General features: G+C 60.4%; 20 protein-coding genes. 6 read left to right on the forward strand and 14 right to left on the reverse strand.

Going from position 1 to position 19702, the window contains the following annotated elements; genetic code table 11:
* Window positions 1–26 precede the first annotated feature (26 nt).
* Window positions 27–833 (reverse strand): prolipoprotein diacylglyceryl transferase, encoded by an 807-nt coding sequence (gene lgt, locus ACXX83_RS23350; protein WP_015097247.1) that lies wholly within the window; start codon window positions 831–833, stop codon window positions 27–29.
* Between the two features lie 97 nt (window positions 834–930).
* The gene (locus tag ACXX83_RS23355) at window positions 931–1713 is read right to left on the reverse strand and encodes a sulfite exporter TauE/SafE family protein (protein WP_217836642.1); all 783 of its coding nucleotides are present in this window, start codon (window positions 1711–1713) and stop codon (window positions 931–933) included.
* 134 nt (window positions 1714–1847) lie between these two features.
* On the opposite strand from ACXX83_RS23355, the gene ACXX83_RS23360 reads away from it, so the two are divergent.
* Window positions 1848–2594, forward strand: a complete 747-nt coding sequence (locus ACXX83_RS23360) for an NRDE family protein (protein ID WP_458549721.1) — start codon at window positions 1848–1850, stop codon at window positions 2592–2594.
* 114 nt (window positions 2595–2708) lie between these two features.
* Here ACXX83_RS23360 and ptsP read toward each other — a convergent pair whose 3' ends face one another.
* Together ptsP and ACXX83_RS23370 are read right to left on the reverse strand one after the other, a co-directional pair.
* Window positions 2709–4988, reverse strand: coding sequence for a phosphoenolpyruvate--protein phosphotransferase (gene ptsP / locus ACXX83_RS23365; RefSeq protein WP_458373745.1), 2280 nt, complete (start codon window positions 4986–4988; stop codon window positions 2709–2711).
* 22 nt (window positions 4989–5010) lie between these two features.
* Complete coding sequence (locus ACXX83_RS23370; protein ID WP_003229203.1) at window positions 5011–5490, reverse strand: RNA pyrophosphohydrolase; 480 nt, start codon at window positions 5488–5490, stop codon at window positions 5011–5013.
* A gap of 143 nt (window positions 5491–5633) precedes the next feature.
* On the opposite strand from ACXX83_RS23370, the gene ACXX83_RS23375 reads away from it, so the two are divergent.
* Entirely contained in the window at window positions 5634–6290 is a 657-nt protein-coding gene (locus tag ACXX83_RS23375) for a histidinol-phosphatase (RefSeq protein ID WP_458549722.1), read from the forward strand.
* Between the two features lie 122 nt (window positions 6291–6412).
* Here ACXX83_RS23375 and ACXX83_RS23380 read toward each other — a convergent pair whose 3' ends face one another.
* Together ACXX83_RS23380 and ilvA are read right to left on the reverse strand one after the other, a co-directional pair.
* On the reverse strand, window positions 6413–6838 hold the full coding sequence (locus ACXX83_RS23380; protein WP_015097252.1) for a DUF2269 domain-containing protein: 426 nt from the start codon (window positions 6836–6838) through the stop codon (window positions 6413–6415).
* Between the two features lie 39 nt (window positions 6839–6877).
* Complete coding sequence (gene ilvA / locus ACXX83_RS23385; RefSeq protein ID WP_007976404.1) at window positions 6878–8392, reverse strand: threonine ammonia-lyase, biosynthetic; 1515 nt, start codon at window positions 8390–8392, stop codon at window positions 6878–6880.
* Between the two features lie 317 nt (window positions 8393–8709).
* Between ilvA and rpiA the strand changes: the two genes are divergently transcribed.
* A complete protein-coding gene (gene rpiA / locus ACXX83_RS23390) occupies window positions 8710–9384 on the forward strand; it encodes a ribose-5-phosphate isomerase RpiA (RefSeq protein ID WP_458549723.1) in 675 nt (224 codons plus the stop codon).
* A gap of 144 nt (window positions 9385–9528) precedes the next feature.
* Here the strand turns inward: rpiA and ACXX83_RS23395 are convergent, their stop codons facing one another.
* The 4 genes from ACXX83_RS23395 to ACXX83_RS23410 form a co-directional block, all read right to left on the reverse strand.
* Window positions 9529–10443 (reverse strand): SdiA-regulated domain-containing protein, encoded by a 915-nt coding sequence (locus tag ACXX83_RS23395; protein WP_458549724.1) that lies wholly within the window; start codon window positions 10441–10443, stop codon window positions 9529–9531.
* Between the two features lie 96 nt (window positions 10444–10539).
* On the reverse strand, window positions 10540–11466 hold the full coding sequence (locus ACXX83_RS23400; RefSeq protein ID WP_458549725.1) for an SdiA-regulated domain-containing protein: 927 nt from the start codon (window positions 11464–11466) through the stop codon (window positions 10540–10542).
* A 256-nt stretch (window positions 11467–11722) separates the two neighbouring features.
* Window positions 11723–12388 (reverse strand): fumarylacetoacetate hydrolase family protein, encoded by a 666-nt coding sequence (locus tag ACXX83_RS23405; RefSeq protein ID WP_015097256.1) that lies wholly within the window; start codon window positions 12386–12388, stop codon window positions 11723–11725.
* A 40-nt stretch (window positions 12389–12428) separates the two neighbouring features.
* The gene (locus tag ACXX83_RS23410; protein ID WP_032829505.1) at window positions 12429–13823 is read right to left on the reverse strand and encodes a D-2-hydroxyglutarate dehydrogenase; all 1395 of its coding nucleotides are present in this window, start codon (window positions 13821–13823) and stop codon (window positions 12429–12431) included.
* 204 nt (window positions 13824–14027) lie between these two features.
* Here ACXX83_RS23410 and serA point away from each other — a divergent pair, with 204 nt between their 5' ends.
* Window positions 14028–15257: a phosphoglycerate dehydrogenase gene (serA, locus tag ACXX83_RS23415; protein ID WP_007976393.1), complete on the forward strand. Its 1230-nt coding sequence runs from the start codon at window positions 14028–14030 to the stop codon at window positions 15255–15257.
* 59 nt (window positions 15258–15316) lie between these two features.
* On the opposite strand, the gene ACXX83_RS23420 is transcribed toward serA, so the two are convergent.
* Entirely contained in the window at window positions 15317–15742 is a 426-nt protein-coding gene (locus ACXX83_RS23420) for a DUF4399 domain-containing protein (protein ID WP_015097257.1), read from the reverse strand.
* 135 nt (window positions 15743–15877) lie between these two features.
* On the opposite strand from ACXX83_RS23420, the gene ACXX83_RS23425 reads away from it, so the two are divergent.
* Window positions 15878–16462, forward strand: coding sequence for a transporter substrate-binding domain-containing protein (locus ACXX83_RS23425; RefSeq protein ID WP_458549726.1), 585 nt, complete (start codon window positions 15878–15880; stop codon window positions 16460–16462).
* 122 nt (window positions 16463–16584) lie between these two features.
* On the opposite strand, the gene ACXX83_RS23430 is transcribed toward ACXX83_RS23425, so the two are convergent.
* Together ACXX83_RS23430 and ACXX83_RS23435 are read right to left on the reverse strand one after the other, a co-directional pair.
* Entirely contained in the window at window positions 16585–17070 is a 486-nt protein-coding gene (locus tag ACXX83_RS23430) for a 2-thiouracil desulfurase family protein (RefSeq protein ID WP_458549727.1), read from the reverse strand.
* A gap of 2 nt (window positions 17071–17072) precedes the next feature.
* On the reverse strand, window positions 17073–17705 hold the full coding sequence (locus tag ACXX83_RS23435) for a 2OG-Fe(II) oxygenase (protein ID WP_458549728.1): 633 nt from the start codon (window positions 17703–17705) through the stop codon (window positions 17073–17075).
* A gap of 108 nt (window positions 17706–17813) precedes the next feature.
* Between ACXX83_RS23435 and ACXX83_RS23440 the strand changes: the two genes are divergently transcribed.
* Window positions 17814–18566, forward strand: coding sequence for a DUF2059 domain-containing protein (locus tag ACXX83_RS23440; RefSeq protein WP_458549729.1), 753 nt, complete (start codon window positions 17814–17816; stop codon window positions 18564–18566).
* A gap of 129 nt (window positions 18567–18695) precedes the next feature.
* Here ACXX83_RS23440 and bipL read toward each other — a convergent pair whose 3' ends face one another.
* On the reverse strand, window positions 18696–19643 hold the full coding sequence (gene bipL, locus ACXX83_RS23445; RefSeq protein ID WP_458549730.1) for a phospholipase BipL: 948 nt from the start codon (window positions 19641–19643) through the stop codon (window positions 18696–18698).
* Window positions 19644–19702 lie beyond the last annotated feature (59 nt).

Genomic DNA, 19702 nt, shown 5'->3' on the forward strand with positions numbered 1-19702 from the left:
GCAGCCATCGCTGCGGGGTTCGAATTTTATACGGCTGCCGCTGGCGTTGCCGGGGCGCGGTGATACGCCAGCCAGATCAGGACCAGACCGCCGACGATCATTGGCAGGCACAGCACCTGGCCCATGGTCAGCCAGTTCCAGGCCAGATAGCCCAGTTGGGCGTCCGGTACGCGGACGAACTCGACAATGAAACGGAAGATGCCATAGAACAGCGCGAACATGCCCGATACCGCCATGGTCGGCCGCGGTTTGCGCGAGAACAGCCAGAGGATCAGGAACAGCGCCACACCTTCGAGGGCGAACTGGTACAGCTGCGACGGGTGACGTGCCAGTTGCGCCGGATCGGTCGGAAAGACCATCGCCCACGGCACATCGGTTGCCTTGCCCCACAACTCGGCGTTGATGAAGTTGCCGATACGCCCGGCCCCCAGGCCAATCGGCACCATCGGCGCAACGAAATCCATCAGCTGGAAGAATGACTTGTTGTTCTTCTTGCCGAACCACAACGCCGCCAGCATCACGCCGATGAAACCGCCGTGGAACGACATGCCGCCCTTCCACACTTCGAAAATCAGCGTCGGGTTGGCCAGATAGGCGCTCAGATCGTAGAACAGCACATAACCCAGGCGTCCGCCGACGATCACCCCCATCGACATCCAGAACACCATGTCGGAGAGCTTCTCCTTGGTCCAGGTCGGGTCGAAGCGGTTCAAACGGCGGGAGGCCAGCAGCCAGGCGCCGCCGATGCCGATCAGGTACATCAGGCCGTACCAGTGGATTTTCAGCGGACCGATGGCCAGGGCCACCGGGTCGATCTGCGGGTAAGGCAGCATTGCGACTCCTCGTTAGAGTTCAAATCTTAAAAATTCCCGGGCGACGCTGCCACCTCAGGATTAAGCCAGGATTGCGCTGCCCGTCAGAGCAGATGCTTCAGAGTAGAAAGTTCAGGCCGACAAAGAACAGCAAAGCGGCAAACAGCCTTTTCAGCAACTTCGGCGACAACCTGTGAGCCAGTCGCGCGCCCAAACGGGCGAACACCATGCTGGTCAGGGCAATGCCCAGCAGCGCCGGCAAATAAACAAAACCGAGACTATGGGCCGGAAGCAACGGATCGTGCCAGCCCAGAATCATGAAACTTAATGCACTGGCCAGGGCAATCGGCAGCCCGCAGGCCGATGAAGTGGCCACGGCTTGCTGCATCGGTACGCTGCGCCAGGTCAGGAATGGCACGGTCAACGAACCGCCGCCAATGCCGAAAATCGCCGAGGCCCAGCCAATCACGCTGCCGGCCACGGTCAGACCGAGTTTGCCCGGCACGGTTCGGCTGGCCTTGGGTTTGACGTCCAGTGCCAGTTGAGCGGCGATCACCAGGGCAAATACACCAATGAGTTTCTGCAGGTTGGGGCCGGAAATCGCTTCCGCCGTCAAGGCGCCGAACCCGGCACCGATCAGTATGCCGACGGTCATCCACATGAAGATCGGCCAAAGCACGGCGCCACGGCGGTGATGCTCGCGCACCGCGTTGACCGAGGTAAAGATGATCGTCGCCAGGGACGTCCCCACCGCCAAGTGCGTGAGGATCGATGGATCGAAGCCTTGGGCCTTGAAGCTGAACACCAGCACCGGGACGATGATGATCCCGCCACCCACGCCAAACAGCCCGGCGAGCACACCTGCACAGGCGCCGAGCGCCAGATAGAGCAGAAATTCCATGGTTGTCCCGCCCGCATCCCCAAAACCGGAGCGGCATGGTAACGGATGCATAGCCTCAAGCTCCACTGTGCAAGGCGATGGATCGATGAGCGATGTCTGCGTAGAGTGGGCAAAAAACACACAAGGACGCCCTTATGTGCCTGATTGTTTTTGCCTGGCGCCCGGGCCATGCCCAGCCGCTGGTCGTGGCGGCCAATCGCGATGAATTCTACGCCCGCCCCAGCCTTCCTCTGGCGCCATGGCCCGAAGCACCCCAGGTGTACGCCGGACGCGACCTGGAGGCCGGTGGTACCTGGCTCGGTGTCGGTGCCAACGGACGATTTGCGGCGCTGACCAACATCCGCGACCCCCATCGACCGCCAGGGCGCAAGTCTCGTGGGGAACTGGTCGCGCGATTTCTCACCGGGAAAATACCAATTGACGACTATTTAGCCGACGTTGTCGACTGTTCGCTGGAATATGGCGGATTTAACCTGCTGATCGGCAATCCTCATGAGCTCTGGCACTTCAATCAACGGGAATCGGAAGCCGTCATGCTGGCCCCGGGGGTCTACGGGTTATCCAATGCCGGGCTGGATACGCCGTGGCCAAAGCTACTCAAGGCCAGGGCAGCCTTGAGCGAGGTGCTGGATGATCCGCAGCCTCAGGCACTGCTGGCGTTATTGAGCGATACGCAGACCGCGCCGTTTGCCGAGTTGCCGGACACCGGAGTGGGGCTGGCAACCGAGACGTTGCTGTCGAGTGTGTTCATTGCCAGCCAGAGTTATGGGACGCGGGCGAGTACGGCGTTGATTATGCAGGCGGATGGCACGCGACATATCGTCGAACGCAGTTTCGGGCCGTATGGCGGGCATCTTGGGGAAGTGGAGATCAGAATATAATTTTGCGTTGTTCGTGCGGGCCCTTTCGCGAGCAAGCCCGCTCCCACAGGGGATTTGCGTTGTTCACAAATCCAGTGTGGGAGCGGGCTTGCTCGCGAAGAGGCCGCTACAGGCTCATAGGGGCTTGATCGCCGCCGGATTGATCATCCGCGCCAACCCGAGGTTCTTCAGCGCCAGCTGCAACGAGCTGTGGATAACCTGCGGGTTGTCGATGGTCATCAGCTCGGCCAACAATTCCTTGGCCTTGCTCAGGTTGATCTGGCGCAGCATCCACTTCACCTTCGGCAAGTTGGTGGCGTTCATCGACAGGCTATCGAAACCCATCGCCATCAACAGCACGGCCGCCGCCGGGTCACCGGCCATTTCACCGCAGATGCTCACCGGTTTGCCTTCGGCATGGGCGTCACGCACTACGTTCTGCAATGCCTGAAGCACCGCCGGGTGCAGGTAGTCGTAAAGATCGGCAACCCGCGGGTTGTTGCGGTCCACGGCCAACAGGTATTGGGTCAGGTCGTTGGAGCCGACCGACAGGAAGTCCACCTGCCGCGCCAGCTCCTTGGTCTGGTACACCGCCGCGGGGATCTCGATCATCACGCCAATCGGCGGCATCGGCACGTCGCAGCCTTCGTCGCGCACTTCGCCCCAGGCGCGATGGATCAGGTGCAACGCTTCTTCCAACTCATGAATGCCGGAGATCATCGGCAGCAGAATGCGCAGGTTGTTCAAGCCTTCGCTGGCCTTGAGCATGGCACGGGTCTGCACCAGGAAGATTTCCGGGTGGTCGAGGGTAACGCGAATGCCGCGCCAGCCGAGGAACGGGTTGTCTTCCTTGATCGGGAAGTACGATAGCGACTTGTCGCCACCGATGTCCAGGGTGCGCATGGTCACCGGTTGCGGGTGGAACGCGGCCAGCTGTTCGCGGTAGATCGCCAGTTGTTCCTTTTCGCTCGGGAAACGCTGGTTGATCATGAACGGCACTTCGGTGCGGTACAGGCCCACGCCTTCGGCACCGCGCTTCTGCGCCCGCGCAACGTCCGCCAGCAGGCCGGTGTTGACCCACAGCGGCATGCGGTGGCCATCGACCGTGATACACGGCAGATCACGCAGCGCATCCAGCCCGAGGGCCAGTTGCTTCTCTTCCTCGACCACTTCGGCGAACTGCTTGCGCAGCACGTCACTCGGGTTGGTGTAGACCTCGCCGTGGTAGCCGTCGACGATCATCTGGATGCCGTCGACCTTGGAGTACGGCAGGTCGACCAGGCCCATCACGGTCGGTATGCCCATGGCGCGGGCGAGGATGGCGACGTGGGAGTTACCGGAACCGAGCACCGACACCAGGCCTGCCAGCTTGCCTTCCGGCACCTCGCCGAGCATTGCCGGCGTCAGTTCTTCGCTGACCAGGATGGTGTTGTCGGGGTAGACCAGGGTTTGCTGGCGCTCTTCCTGCAAATAGGCCAGCAAGCGCCGGCCGAGGTCCTTGACGTCCGAGGCGCGCTCACGCAGGTAGGCATCGTCCATCAATTCGAAACGGTTGACGTGATCGGTGACCACCTGGCGCAACGCGCCCTGGGCCCACTGACCGGTCTTGATCACGGTGGTGACTTCACTGCCCAGCGCGGCATCGTCGAGCATCATCAGGTAGACGTCGAACAGGGCCCGTTCTTCCGGGCGCAACTGCGTGGCAAGCTTGGCCGACAACGCGCGCATGTCGGCGCGCACGCCTTCGATGGCGGTCTTGAACAGCCCGAGTTCGGCGTCGATGTCGATGATGGTCTTGTCCGGCACCACATCCAGGTCGGCCGGCGGCAGCATGACCACCGCCGTACCCACTGCCGCACCCGGCGAACCCGGTACGCCGACGAACTTGGCTTCCTGGATGCCTTTGCCCTGACGACCGAGGCCACGGATCGAGCCGGTGGCTTCGGCGTGGGCGATAACACCGGCGAGCTGTGCGCTCATGGTCACGAGGAAGGCTTCTTCACCTTCATCGAACTGGCGACGTTCTTTTTGCTGTATGACCAACACGCCGACGACGCGGCGGTGGTGAATGATCGGCGCCCCGAGGAATGAGGCGAAGCGCTCTTCACCGGTCTCGGCGAAGTAGCGGTAGCGCGGGTGGTCCGCAGCGTTTTCGAGGTTCAGGGGTTCTTCGCGCGTACCGACCAGGCCAACCAGACCTTCGTTGGGTGCCATGCTGACTTTGCCGATCGAGCGCTTGTTCAAGCCCTCGGTGGCCATCAGCACGAAGCGGTTGGTCTCGGGGTCAAGCAGGTAGACCGAGCAGACCTGGCTGCCCATGGCCTCTTTGACGCGCAACACAATAATCCCCAACGCCGCCTTGAGATCCTTGGCGGAGTTAACTTCCTGGACGATCTTGCGCAGCGTATTGAGCATGGCTCGGGGTCGAACTCCGTCGTCAGTCGCGCGCTAAAAGGCGCGGGGCAAGCTCTTTGAGAGCGCGTCGATACACCTCGCGCTTGAATGTCACCACCTGGCCCAACGGATACCAATAGCTGACCCAGCGCCAGCCATCGAATTCCGGTTTACCGGTCAAATCCATCCGCACCCGCTGCTCGTTTGAGATCAGGCGCAGGAGAAACCATTTCTGTTTCTGGCCGATGCACAGCGGTTGGCTGTGGGTACGTACCAGACGTTGCGGCAAACGATAGCGCAACCAGCCCCGGGTGCAGGCGAGAATTTCAACATCTTCGCGCTCCAGGCCTACTTCTTCGTTCAGCTCGCGGTACAAGGCGTCTTCCGGCGTCTCTTCGGGGTTGATTCCACCCTGCGGAAACTGCCAGGCATCTTGATTGATTCGGCGAGCCCATAGCACCTGGCCGGCGTCATTCGTCAGAATGATCCCGACATTGGGGCGAAAACCATCGGGGTCGATCACGGCAACAACCTCGCAAACGCATGTCGCCGCATTGTTCCACAAAGGTTGTTAAGGCGGCAACGAAGGTTCCTACCTTATGTGCACTCTTGTGAAAAGACCGTATTCTTGTCGCCTTTTTACTGACTTTTCAGCGGGTAACTGCAATGCGCCTGGCTTTATTCGATTTGGACAACACCCTCCTGGGCGGTGACAGCGATCACGCCTGGGGCGATTACCTGTGCGAGCGCGGCTTTCTCGACGCCGTCGCCTACAAGGCACGCAACGATGAGTTCTACCAGGATTACCTGGCCGGCAAACTGGATAACGCTGCTTACCTGAACTTCTGCCTGGAAGTCCTCGGGCGTACCGAAATGGCCACGCTGGATCAGTGGCACAGCGACTACATGCGCGACTGCATCGAACCGATCGTGCTGCCCAAGGCCATCGAACTGCTGGCCAAGCACCGCGACGCCGGTGACAAACTGGTGATCATCACCGCCACCAACCGCTTCGTCACCGGGCCTATCGCCGAGCGCCTGGGCGTCGAAACCCTGATCGCCACCGAATGCGAAATGCTCGACGGTCGCTACACCGGACGCAGCACCGATGTTCCGTGCTTCCGCGAAGGCAAGGTGACGCGGCTGAATCGCTGGCTGGAAGAAACCGGGTTTACGCTGCAAGACAGCTACTTCTATAGCGACTCGATGAATGATTTGCCGCTGCTGGAACAGGTGACGAATCCGATCGCTGTCGATCCTGATTCGAACCTGCGGGCCGAGGCCGAGAAGCGTGGCTGGCCGGTGATCAGTCTGCGCGGCTGAAATTGCTTTCGCGAGCAAGCCCGCTCCCACACTAGATATTCAGTGAACACAGACTTTGTGAACGACGCCGATCAAATGTGGGAGCGGGCTTGCTCGCGAAGGGGTCGACGCGGTCTCAAGCCTTAAACAGGCTTGGCGCCCATCAACCCGGCAATGGCAACAAAACAGACAAAACTGAACAACGCCAGGGCAAAGGTGAACTTACCCACGCCACCCGGCGCTTTGCGCAGCTTGTTCAGCCGCACCAGCAGCCAGAACCACGCCAGTGCCGCCACGGTGTACAGCACACTGGAGGCCAGCAACCAGGTATGTCCCAACGGCCAGCCCACCAGGTGCACCATCCACCAGCCGGTAAACGGCATGCTCAGCAGCGCCAGCCCCATCAACAGCCAGACAAATACACGTGGCCGTTGCAGGGTGCGGCTTCCCGCCGTTGCATCACCCTTGCGCCGCGCAAGCAAAACCCAGACTCCCAGACCCAGCGCACAGGCCAGCAGTACAACCGTTGCCACCATGTGCGCCGCTTTCAGGGCAGTTAACGTTTCCATTGTTCGATTTCCTTATGACCTGCCCATCAGCGTAGCCCCTCAGCCAAGAAACAGCTGATAGGCCGGATTGTCGCTTTCATCCCAGTACGGGTAACCGATTTCTTCCAGCGCCGCCGGCACCAGGTGACGCTCGTCGTGCGGCACTTGCAGGCCCGCGACGACCCGACCATCCGCCGCGCCATGGTTGCGGTAATGGAACATCGAGATGTTCCAGCGCCCGCCGAGCTTGTTGAGGAAGTTGAACAACGCCCCCGGACGCTCCGGGAATTCGAAACGCAGGATCACTTCGTCGACCACATGCGCCGCACGCCCGCCGACCATGTGGCGGATGTGCAACTTGGCCAGTTCATTGTCGGTCAGGTCCAGCACCGGGAAACCTTGTTCGCTCAGGCTGGCGATCAGGGCGCTGCGCGGGTCGTTTTCCGGGTGGGTCTGCACACCGACAAAGATGTGCGCTTCGCTGCCGGTGTTGTAGCGGTAGTTGAACTCGGTGATCTGGCGCTTGCCGATGGCTTCGCAGAACGCCTTGAAACTGCCCGGCTTCTCGGGAATGGTCACGGCGATGATGGCTTCACGGCCCTCGCCCAGTTCCGCGCGCTCGGCGACGTGGCGCAGGCGGTCGAAGTTGACGTTGGCTCCAGAGTCGATGGCGACGAAAGTCTGGCCGCTGACACCGCGCTGCTCGACATACTTCTTGATCCCGGCCACGCCCAAAGCGCCGGCAGGTTCGGTGATCGAGCGGGTATCGTCGTAGATATCCTTGATGGCGGCACAGATTTCGTCGGTGCTGACGGTGATCACTTCATCGACATGGTCCTTGCAGATGTCAAAGGTGTGCTGACCGATCTGAGCCACTGCAACACCGTCGGCGAAGATGCCCACGGTCGGCAACACTACACGCTCGCCCGCCGCCATGGCGGCTTGCAGGCAATTGGAGTCATCCGGTTCGACGCCGATGATCTTGATGTCCGGGCGCAGGTACTTCACGTACGCCGCAATGCCGGCAATCAGGCCGCCACCGCCGACCGGGACGAAAATCGCATCCAGTGGCTGCGGGTGCTGGCGCAGAATCTCCATCGCCACGGTGCCCTGCCCGGCGATGGTGTGGGGATCGTCGTACGGGTGAATGTAGACGTAGCCTTTTTCATCGACCAGTTTCAGCGAATAAGCCAGGGCTTCCGGGAACGAATCGCCGTGCAGCACCACTTTACCGCCGCGCGAGCGCACGCCTTCGACTTTGATCTCCGGGGTGGTCTTTGGCATGACGATGGTCGCTTTCACACCCAGCACCTTCGCCGCCAGGGCCAGGCCTTGCGCATGGTTGCCCGCCGAAGCCGTCACTACGCCGCGGGCGCGCTCCTCGTCGCTCAACTGGGTCAATTTGTTGTAGGCGCCGCGAATCTTGAAGGAGAACACCGGCTGCAAGTCTTCGCGCTTGAGCCAAATGCTGTTGCCCAGCCGCTCGGAAAGCTGGCGGGCAGACTGCAGCGGGGTTTCTACGGCAACGTCATAAACGCGCGAGGTGAGGATCTTTTTGACGTACTGTTCAAGCATCGGAAAGCATCACTGAGCGGGTTGGGCGGGACCAAGGAGTCTAACCCGGCTTTCGGCCGCACGACCACACTAAACCGGTGGTTTTAGGCACTGACACAAACCTTGTGGCGAGGGGGCTTGCCCCCGTTGGAGTGCGCAGCGCTCCCCCTGCATATATTCAGGCGTACCGTATTCGCCGGTTTTACGACTGCTTCGCAGCCGAACGGGGGTAAACCCCCTCGCCACAACGAACCATTCGACACACCGGCAATGACCTTCCCCGCCCCGAAGCCTATAATGCCGGCCTTTCGTTCCCTCCTCGGCACTCCGGAGCCCGCATGAACCAGGATCAACTCAAACAGGCAGTGGCCCAGGCCGCCGTCGACTTCATCCTTCCGAAACTCGACGACAAGAGCATCGTCGGGGTCGGCACCGGCTCCACCGCCAACTGCTTCATCGATGCCCTGGCCCAGCACAAAGGCGCATTCGATGGCGCCGTCGCCAGCTCCGAAGCCACCGCCGCGCGCCTCAAGGGCCACGGGATTCCGGTGTACGAACTGAATACCGTCAGCGACCTGGAGTTCTATGTCGACGGTGCCGATGAAAGCGACGAGCACCTGAACCTGATCAAGGGCGGCGGCGCCGCGCTGACCCGCGAGAAGATCGTCGCGGCCGTGGCCAAGACATTCATCTGCATCGCCGATGCCAGCAAACTGGTGCCGATCCTCGGTACTTTCCCGCTACCTGTGGAAGTCATCCCGATGGCCCGCAGCCATGTGGCCCGCGAACTGGTGAAGCTCGGTGGCGACCCGGTTTACCGCGAAGGCGTGTTGACCGACAACGGCAACATCATCCTCGACGTGTTCAACATGCAGATCACCAACCCGGTGGAGCTGGAGACACAGATCAACGCGATCGTCGGCGTGGTCACCAATGGTCTGTTCGCGGCGCGTCCGGCGGATCTGTTGTTGCTGGGTACCAGCGAAGGTGTGAAGACCCTGCGCGCGGAATAAGCCAGACTGCCCAAATTCTCTGAGCAGATGAATGACCTGTGGGAGCGGGCTTGCTCGCGAAGGGGCCGTGTCAGTCGATAGAGATGTCAACTGACAGATTGCCTTCGCGAGCAAGCCCGCTCCCACAGGGTTATGCGTTGTTTGTCAGGGCTGTGGTTTCTTGAACACGTAGAACAGGTTCGGCTCGCTGACAAGGTACAACGTACCGTCGTCGTCCACGGCGATCCCCTCCGCTTGCGGCACGGTGTTTTGCAGGCCCTGGCGCCCCTTGCCCAATGACATTGTGCTCAGCGGACGCCCGCTCACATCCAGTTCCAGAATCAACCGTGACTCATCCGACAGTGCCAGCAAATGCCCGCTGCGCTCGTCGTATTGCAGGCTCGAAAGATCCCGCACAAACATCCCGGCATCACGCTTGGGATCGTTGATCACATGTATCGAGTAGGATTCCTCAGGATTGAAGCGCGGGAAACCGTGCACCTCGTAGATCAGCATCGGGTTGCGCTCCTTGGCGACGAACAGGCGCTTGCCCACAGAATCGTAAGCCAGGCCCTCGAAACCCTTGTTGCCGCCCATGTGGACGCCAATGGTCATCTGCTCGGCGTCTGCCGCATCGACGAAAGTGGTGTCCTGCTCCAGACGAATCTTGATCAGCCGCTGCTGGCTTTCATCAGTGACCACATAGATGTCCTCACTGATGAATTCCACCGCCTCCGGATCGCCGAAACCGACCAGCGCCACACGGCGCAAAATCCTGCCGTCGAGGGACAACTCGATCAGCTCGCTGTGTTTGTTGGTGACGGTGAACAGGCTTTTGCGCACCGGGTCGTAGGTCAACGCTGAAACGTTGTCCGCCAGGCCATCGATCGCCTGCGCTTCGGTCACGACCCGGTATTGATCAAGGCCCATGGCCTGGGAACTCAGCGGCTGCCACAGCGTATGCAGATTGAACCAGGCACGCTCGAACAGACGCAGGTATTGGCCGAGCGCAACCACGGCGATCAGCGAGATCACCGACAGGATCAGAATCAGGGATTTGGGGCGGGCAAATCGACGCATTCGGTTGGACTCAGGGTCAAAACAGGCGGATGAAATATCACGCCCGTCTGAACTGAAGCTTAATGGCCGCGGGCCTTTTACGCATACACAGAGGCATTACCTCTGTTTTTCGAAGCGATAAAACAGGTTCGGCTCACTCACTATGTACAGCGTGCCCGCTTCATCCATGGTTACGCCTTCGGCACGCGCAATGGTGTTTTTCAGGCCGTTGAAGCCACGCAACAGGGTGATGAAACTGACCTGCTCGCCCTTCTTGTCCAGCTCCAGCAACAGGTGCGAGTCGGCGGACAGCGCCAGCATGTGGCCGGTCCGCGGATCGATGGCCAGCGCCGACAGGTTGCGCATGTCCAGTGCATGGCTGGCCAGCTTCAGCTTGTCGCCGGTCAGGACCTTGCCGTCACCCTTCCAGGCAAACAATGCCGGCGGGCGCTCTTCACCCAGCACCAGTTGCTGATTGCGCGGATCCCAAGTAACAGCTTCAAAGGCTTTGTTCTGGTCTTTGGAAGGGCCGAGGTCGTATTTCGGGAAATCGGCGATGTTCAGTTCGCGGGTGTCGGCATCGACCTTGACGATAGCGATCAGATGCTCGCGCTCATCGACAATGGCCAGTCGGCCGTCGCCCAGCACGGTGACGCCCTCAGGGTTGCTCCAGCCAACCAATGGCATTTTGCGCAGCACATCACCCTGCAGGCTCAACTCGACCAGGAAGGGGTTCTTGCCCATGACCGAAAACAGGGTCTTGGTCTGAGGGTCATAGGCCACGTCCGATGCTTCGTCCTTCTCCATGCCTGGCAACGGCTTGGCATCGATCACCGCCCGATAGTCCGGCAGCCAGATACTGGCCTGACGCTCGTCCGGGCTTTTGAATTGCTCTTTCACCCAGAGCACGCCCCGCGAATCCCAGTGCATGGCAAATGCAACGCCGTAGGCGACAACGGCCACCAGCAACAGCCAGGTGTGCCAACGCAGGCTGAAGCGAGAGTGACGTGCAGGTTTAAGCGCGGATAGCGGAGGAGTGGCCATTGGGGAATGCGTTCCAGAAATTCAGGCTAGGGGTAATAGCACAGTTTGGGGCCGGTTCAGAGGCCAATAGCCCTGAAATTATCCAGACTGGATGTGAAAAAAACGGGAAATGACAGGGTGAGTCATCTACAGGCCACGACAAAACCAATGTGGGAGCGAGCCTGCTCGCGAAAGCGGTGTGTCAGGCAACACTTATGTCGACTGTCACGCCCTCTTCGCGAGCAAGCCCGCTCCCACAGGTACAGCGGCGCTACAACTAGCGAACGCTGCTGGTGAAGCGGCTGGCGCCCGGCAGTTCCAGGACGATCTCGTCACCGACATTCAGCGGACCAACGCCCACTGGCGTGCCGGTGAGGATCACATCCCCGGCCTGCAACGAAAAGCAGCCGGCCATGTGCTGGATCATCGGCACGATCGGGTTGAGCATTGCGCTGCTGTTGCCGTCCTGGCGCACTTCGCCGTTGATGGTCAGGCGGATGCCAATGTCGGTCAGGTCGGCAAAGGTGCTGCCGGACACGAACGGAGCAATCACCGCCGCACCGTCGAAGGACTTGGCGATTTCCCACGGCAGGCCCTTGGATTTCAGCTCGGCCTGCTTGTCGCGCAGGGTCAGGTCCAGGGCCGGGGCGAAGCCGGAGATGGCGTCGAGCACTTCTTCACGGCTCGGTCTGGTCGACAACGGCTTGCCGATCAACACCGCGATTTCCGCTTCGTAGTGCACCGAGCCGCGCTCAGTGGGAATGCTGAATCCGCCTTCCAGCGGCACCACGCAACTGCCCGGCTTGATGAACAGCAATGGCTCGGTCGGCACCGGGTTATCCAGTTCCTTGGCGTGTTCGGCGTAGTTGCGGCCGATGCACACCACTTTCCCCAACGGGAAATGAATACGCGTTCCGTCGACATACTGGTGCTGATAACTCATTTACCGTCTCCTGCCTTCAAGGGTGCCTAAGGTTTGCAGCTCAAACCGCGAAGATCTTGCCCGGGTTCATGATGCCGTTCGGGTCGAACACTGCCTTGACCGCTTTCATGTACTCGATCTCGACCGGCGAACGGCTGTAAGTCAGGTAATCCCGCTTGGTCATGCCCACGCCGTGCTCGGCGGAGATCGAACCGTTGTACTTCTCGACGGTTTCGAACACCCACTTGTTGACCGTGGCGCACTTGGCGAAGAACTCGTCCTTGCTCAGGTTATCCGGCTTGAGGATGTTCAAGTGCAGGTTGCCGTCGCCGATGTGGCCGAACCAGACGATTTCGAAGTCCGGGTAGTGTTCGCCGACGATCGCGTCGATTTCCTTCAGGAATGCCGGGACTTTCGATACGGTGACCGAGATGTCGTTCTTGTACGGCGTCCAGTGGGAGATGGTTTCGGAAATGTACTCGCGCAGCTTCCACAGGTTCTGCAGCTGGGTTTCGCTCTGGCTCATCACGCCGTCCAGCACCCAGCCCTGCTCGACGCAGTGCTCGAAGGTTTCCAGGGCGTGGTTGGCCACTTCTTCGGTGGTCGCTTCGAATTCCAGCAGCGCGTAGAACGGGCAGTCGGACTCGAACGGCGCCGGCACGTCGCCACGGGCCATGACCTTGGCCAGGGCCTTGTCGGAGAAGAATTCGAAGGCAGTCAGGTCGAGTTTGCTCTGGAAGGCGTGCAGCACTGGCATGATCGAGTCGAAATCGGCGGTGCCGAGGACCATTGCGGTCAGGTTTTTCGGCGCGCGATCGAGGCGCATGGTCGCTTCGACCACGAACCCGAGCGTACCTTCAGCCCCGATGAACAGCTGGCGCATGTCGTAGCCGGTGGCGTTCTTGATCAGGTCACGGTTCAGTTCCAGCACGTCGCCCTTGCCGGTGACGACCTTCATGCCAGCGACCCAGTTGCGGGTCATTCCGTAGCGAATCACCTTGATCCCGCCGGCATTGGTGCCGATATTGCCGCCAATCTGGCTCGATCCTGCCGAAGCGAAGTCCACCGGGTAGTACAGACCGTTTTCTTCGGCCACATTCTGCAGGTGCTCGGTGACCACGCCCGGCTGACACACGGCGGTGCGGTCAGTGAGGTTCACGTCGAGGATCTGGTTCATGTAGTCGAACGACACGACCACTTCGCCATTGGCCGCTACCGCTGCGGCGGAAAGGCCGGTGCGACCGCCGGACGGCACCAGCGCGACCTTGTGTTTATTGGCCCACAGGACAATGGCCTGGACCTGCTCGGTGGTCTTGGGGAACACGATGGCGGTCGGAGCGGGGGCGAAATGCTTGGTCCAATCCTTACCGTAAGCATTCAGGGAGTCGGCATCGGTCAGCACCTTGCCAGGCTCAACCAGGGTCTTCAGCTCTTCAATCAGGGCAGGATTGGTCATCGACAGAACTCTCGAACAATTCATGGTCATCCTGAGAACGCTTCACGTCGCAGGAATGAGTGTTTAGCGGGGCGCATATGCTAGCATACCGACCCCGCAGCATAGTGCCCAACGGCTATTCTGCGGCGACGGCTGTCATGCCGCTCGGGTCAGCGTCTGTTGACCATTTCCTGCCAATTTTCTCCGGGATACAGGTTTACGCAGATGAGCAAGACTTCTCTCGATAAGAGCAAGATCAAGTTCCTTCTTCTCGAAGGCGTCCACCAATCGGCTGTCGACGTCCTCAAGGCGGCGGGCTACACCAGCATCGAGTACCTCACGGGTTCTCTGCCGGAAGCCCAGCTCAAGGAAAAGATCGCCGACGCTCACTTCATCGGCATTCGCTCGCGCACTCAACTGACCGAAGAGATCTTCGATCACGCGAAGAAGCTGGTTGCGGTCGGCTGTTTCTGCATCGGCACCAACCAGGTCGACCTGGACGCTGCCCGCGAACGCGGTATCGCGGTGTTCAACGCGCCCTACTCCAACACCCGTTCCGTAGCGGAGCTGGTGCTGGCCGAAGCGATCCTGCTGCTGCGCGGTATCCCTGAGAAGAACGCTTCCTGCCACCGTGGCGGCTGGATCAAGAGCGCGGCCAACTCCTTCGAGATCCGTGGCAAGAAGCTGGGCATCGTCGGTTACGGCTCGATCGGTACTCAACTGTCGGTCCTGGCGGAAGGCCTGGGCATGCAGGTGTACTTCTACGACACCATCACCAAGCTGCCATTGGGTAACGCCACTCAGGTAGGCAACCTGCACGAGCTGCTGGCGATGTCCGACATCGTTTCGCTGCACGTACCGGAAACCGCCGCCACCCAGTGGATGATGGGCGAGAAAGAAATCCGCGCCATCAAGAAAGGCGGCATCCTGATCAACGCCGCCCGCGGTACCGTGGTCGAACTGGACCACCTGGCGGCTGCCATCAAGGACAAGCACCTGATCGGCGCGGCCATCGACGTATTCCCGGTGGAGCCACGCTCCAACGACGAAGAATTCGAAAGCCCGCTGCGTGGCCTGGACAACGTGATCCTGACCCCGCACATCGGTGGCTCTACCGCTGAAGCCCAGGCCAACATCGGTCTGGAAGTCGCGGAAAAACTGGTCAAGTACAGCGACAACGGTACGTCGGTATCGTCCGTGAACTTCCCGGAAGTGGCCTTGCCGGCTCACCCTGGCAAGCACCGCCTGCTGCACATCCACGAAAACATTCCGGGTGTACTCAGCGAGATCAACAAAGTCTTCGCCGAAAATGGCATCAACATCTCCGGTCAGTTCCTGCAGACCAACGAGAAGGTCGGCTACGTGGTGATCGACGTCGACGCCGAGTACTCGGACCTGGCGCAAGAGAAGCTGCAACACGTCAAAGGCACCATCCGTAGTCGTGTGTTGTTCTGATTGCGGCTTGAGCCAAAAAAGGGAGCCTTCGGGCTCCCTTTTTCATTGACGCGATAACGTTACTTGACGTTGACGGTGATCTTCTCGGAAACGATCGGCGGATCGAACGGCATGTGGTTGCTATCGCCCAGTTCAAGCTGCAGGGTGTGTTTGCCCGGCGTGAGCGTGACTTCAGCCTGGGTCTGCGCGGCCCCGAAATGCTGGTGATTGGCGTCTTTGGGGATCGGTACTCCGGCGGCTGGCAACTCATCGACATCGATCAGCAAATGGTGATGTCCGGTGTTCTTGGTGGGATCGCCCGCCGGTGCCAAGGCAATATTCTCGACAGCGAACTTGACGACGACAGTCTGTGGAATATTCGCGCCGTCCTTGGGAGACACGATCGACACTTTAGCGCCTTCCGGAGCCGGCGTTGCAGCACTGGCCAGCACCGAAACACCCATCAACAGGCCAGCCAAAGCAGCACGTGACATAAAGGTTTTCATTCTCTTCTCCAGTTTTTTCGTAAAATCCGCGTGACCATGACAACTTCATGGCCATTCGTTGTCGAAGGCACTCGACAACCTTAGCAAAGCGAGCCTGAATCAGAGGGTCGCGATAATAAATTCAAAGGAGTGACCATGCGCTTTCTGCCTGGCCTGATCTGCCTGCTACCCCTTCTGAGCCCTTTGGCTCATGCCGAACTGATTGATGACGTCAACGACCGGGGCGAGTTGCGCATAGCCGTTGAAGCCAACACTCCCCCTTTCAACTTCAAGGATGGCGACAAGCTCGCCGGCTTCGAAGTCGAACTGGGCCAACTGCTGGCAAGTGAACTCGATGTCCGGGCCGACTTTGTCGTCACCGACGGCAGCGATCTGCTGACCGGCGTCGAAAGCGGCAAATACGACATCGCTATCAACCACATAGCAGTGACCCCGGATCTCAGGGATCGTTTCGATTTCAGCGAACCTTACGTTCAAGCCCGTGCGCAATTGATCGCGCAAAAAGAAGAACCGCGTTCCATTCTGCTGGTGCAGTCGTTGACCGAAGAGAAGCCCAAAACCAACCCGGTCGTGAGCCTGGCGATTCCTTTTCAGAAGGGAAATCCGGCGTTCCATGCCAGCCTGGAGAGCGCCCTGCAGCGAATCAAGGATGATGGGCGAATGCACGCGCTGGAGCAGAAGTGGTTGGGGGCGGATGCGGGCGAAGTGCCGAAACCTTGATGAGGGGTGAGATCCTTTGTGGGAGCGGGCTTGCTCGCGAAGGCGGTGTGTCAGACAAGATTAATATCGACTGACCCGGCGCATTCGCGAGCAAGCCCGCTCCCACAGGGGGGTTGTGTTGGTCAGTCCTGCGCAGCCAATGCCTGAGCCGCTTCAGCCAGTTCCAACTCACTGAACACCTGCACGCCATGACGCTTGAGCAGCGCCGCCGTCACGCCCTCGCCATCGACCTTCACCCCGCTGAACGTCCCGTCATAGGTCAGCAGGTTGCCGCAGGACGGGCTGTTGGCCTTGAGGACAGCAATGCGGATGCCGTGTTTTTGCACCAGTTCCAGCGCCTGATACGCCCCCGACAAAAACTGTGCACTGACATCCTCGCCCTCGGTGGTGATCACCGCGGCCTGGCCATCGAGGACTTGTGCGCCCTGCCCGCCTGAAATTTCCGCTGCCGCCCGAGGCGTTGGCAAACCACCGGCGACCTCCGGGCACAACGGTACGATCCGACCTTCGTCGAGCCATTGCTGAAGCTGATCGAACGGCCCGCTGGCCCCGCCGTCGTAACGAACGCGGTGGCCCAACAGGCAGCGGCTGACGAGAATTTTCTGCATGATCAGAACGGCTCGTTGCCGCGCCGCCGGAACCAGCCCGTCAGCGACAGACGATCGCGGGTCGCGGGCAGGACTTCGTGGGGAACCTCTCCGGAAAGAAACACCACCAGGCAGCCGCCGGTAGGCTGCACGTCGTGGACGCGATCGTTGTCGAGGTACATGCGCAACTGGCCGCCGTGCTCGGGAAGCCAGCCATCATTGAGGTAAACCACCGCTGAAACCATGCGCCGGTCGTCATCGCGAAAGCGATCGACATGCTTGAGGTAGAACGCCCCGGGCGGGTACATCGCAAAATGGCTTTCGAAATCCTCAAGGCCGAGAAACAGACCACGATTGATCGCCTCGCGCAGGCTGTCCATCAAACTCAGATAGCTGTCGCAAGCCTCGGCCTGGCCGGGGTCGATCCATTGGATATGGTCGCCACGAATCCCTTCGCGGATCTCCGACGACGGCCCTCGGCCCACGGCGGCCGGAGCCAGTTCACCCTCGGCAGCACGTTTGCGACACTCGGCCGCCAGCGCTCGGGTCAGGTCCTGAGGCAGGAAAATATTCTGCTGCGACCAGCCATGCTCGGCCAGGTCGTCGACGATTCGTAACAGCAGCGGGTGATCAGAGGATATTTGCATGGCGCGCATAGTATTCCTGTGCCCGAAAATCCGACAGAGCCGCGCAGCGGGTTGATACGAATTCTCGACAAGTACGGATGCCACACGGAGAATAGTCGCCTGCTGACTGGAGTCCCTATGCGCCGTTTGCTTTTATCACTGCTGATGTTCTGCGTTTTGCCCGCCTGGGCAGACGGCCACGACCAGTTGTACAAGGTCGCCGGCTGGCCGCAACAACGCGCGCATTTCAACGACGCCCTCTCGGCTGCCCAGCAACGCTATCAGGGCAGCCTGCCTCCGGCGGTGTATCAGGCTCTGGTCAATAACAGCAATCAGCGATTTTCCGCCCAGGCCGTGGACCAGCGCGCCGAAGCGCAATTGCGCAAGAACCTCGCCGATCCAAAACCTGCACTGACGTTTTTCCAGTCGCCTCTGGGCAAGAAAATCGTCGCTGCCGAGTTGCTGGCGACACGCCGCGACCAACTGGCGAAAAATGCCAAAGGCTTGCCAAAGATGCAGGCCAGTGACAGCCGCCTGCTGATCATCGGCCATCTGGCACAAGCGCTGCCTGCTCGCGAGGCCGGCGCGGAAGTCAGTCTGGCGATTGCCGGTGTGGCCGCCGACAGCCTGAGTTCGATGATCCCGGGATTGCTCGGTGCCGGTCAGGCCCAGGGCATGCTCAACGGCCAGCGCCAGCGCCTGATGGACCAGATTGGCAGCGACCTGAACAACACGCTGCTGTATGTCTATCGCGACCTGTCGGACGACGAGCTGGAAGAGTTCGCGACCTTTGCCGAATCGACGCAAGGCCAGGCTTACTATCGGGCGGCACTGGCGGCGATTCGCGCGGGGTTGGCGGTGGGGCAGAGCAATTCGAACCTGAGCCAATGATTATCGGCGCCTGACAGATCGCTATCGCGGGCAAGCCCGCTCCCACAGTGTTTTGAGTCAACCCACTATTTTGTGATCACCGCGAAACCTGTGGGAGCGGGCTTGCCCGCGAAGGGGCCGGAACTGTCACTAAAGATTCCGACCCTTGATCCGCTTGGTCAAAAACCCTAAATACTCCTGCCGCATCACCAGTGTTTCATTCGCCAGATGATGCCGCGCCTCAGGCAACATCAGGACCTGCGGCCTATCAAACTTGCCCCGCAACACTTCAAGGTTATGTTCCCAATCCACGGTCATGTCCGCCTGCCCCTGCACGATCAGCGGCCGCCTGGTGCTGACCGGCGCCGCTTCAACGCGTTTGATCCAGCGTGCCAGCGCGCCCACCCAGGCCGTCGGCAGACGCAGCGGCTGCAATGGATCGGCTTGCAGGAACGGCAGAAAGGCCGGGTCGTTGGAGTTCTCGCTGAAGCGCCGGGCGATGGCTTTGACGAAAGGCCTGAGCAAGTAATAGCTCAGCTGCGACCAACCCCACGCCCGCGGCCGCACCAACGGTGCCAACAGGATCACCTGACCCTGGGCCGGGCTGCTCGCCCCCGCATTCAACACATGATCGATCACGATCGCCCCACCAGTACTTTGTCCGCACAGGTGCCACGGTTGCGGCAAATCGAGGGATTGCGCCTCGCTGAACAACCCCTGCAGCGTGTCCTGGTACTCGGCGAAATCCTTGATGCTCGCCCGCTCGCCACTGGACAAACCATGCCCCGGCAGGTCGCAGGCAATCACCGCAAAGCCTTGGTCCAGTGCCCACTCGATCACATGCCGGTAGAGCCCGGTGTGGTCGTAGAAGCCGTGGATGACAAACAGCGTCGCTTTCGCCCGCTCGGGCCACCAGAACTGGCTGACCAGCTCGTATCCATCGACCTCGAAGCGCCCAAGACCGCTGCGCAGCTGACGCGGCGCAAAATCCAGCCCGTAGAACTGCTGGTAGGCCTTCGCCTGAGCCGACAACGGCTGTCCGGCCGCCAGTGGCAGCAAGCTTGCACGTAGAAGATCGGGGTCGAAAGTGGCCGGCATGGACGATTCCAGAGCGTGAAACGGACTTTATAGGCCTGCGATATTCATCTGTCGCGGCA

It is taken from the genome of Pseudomonas sp. GNP012 (assembly GCF_054343835.1).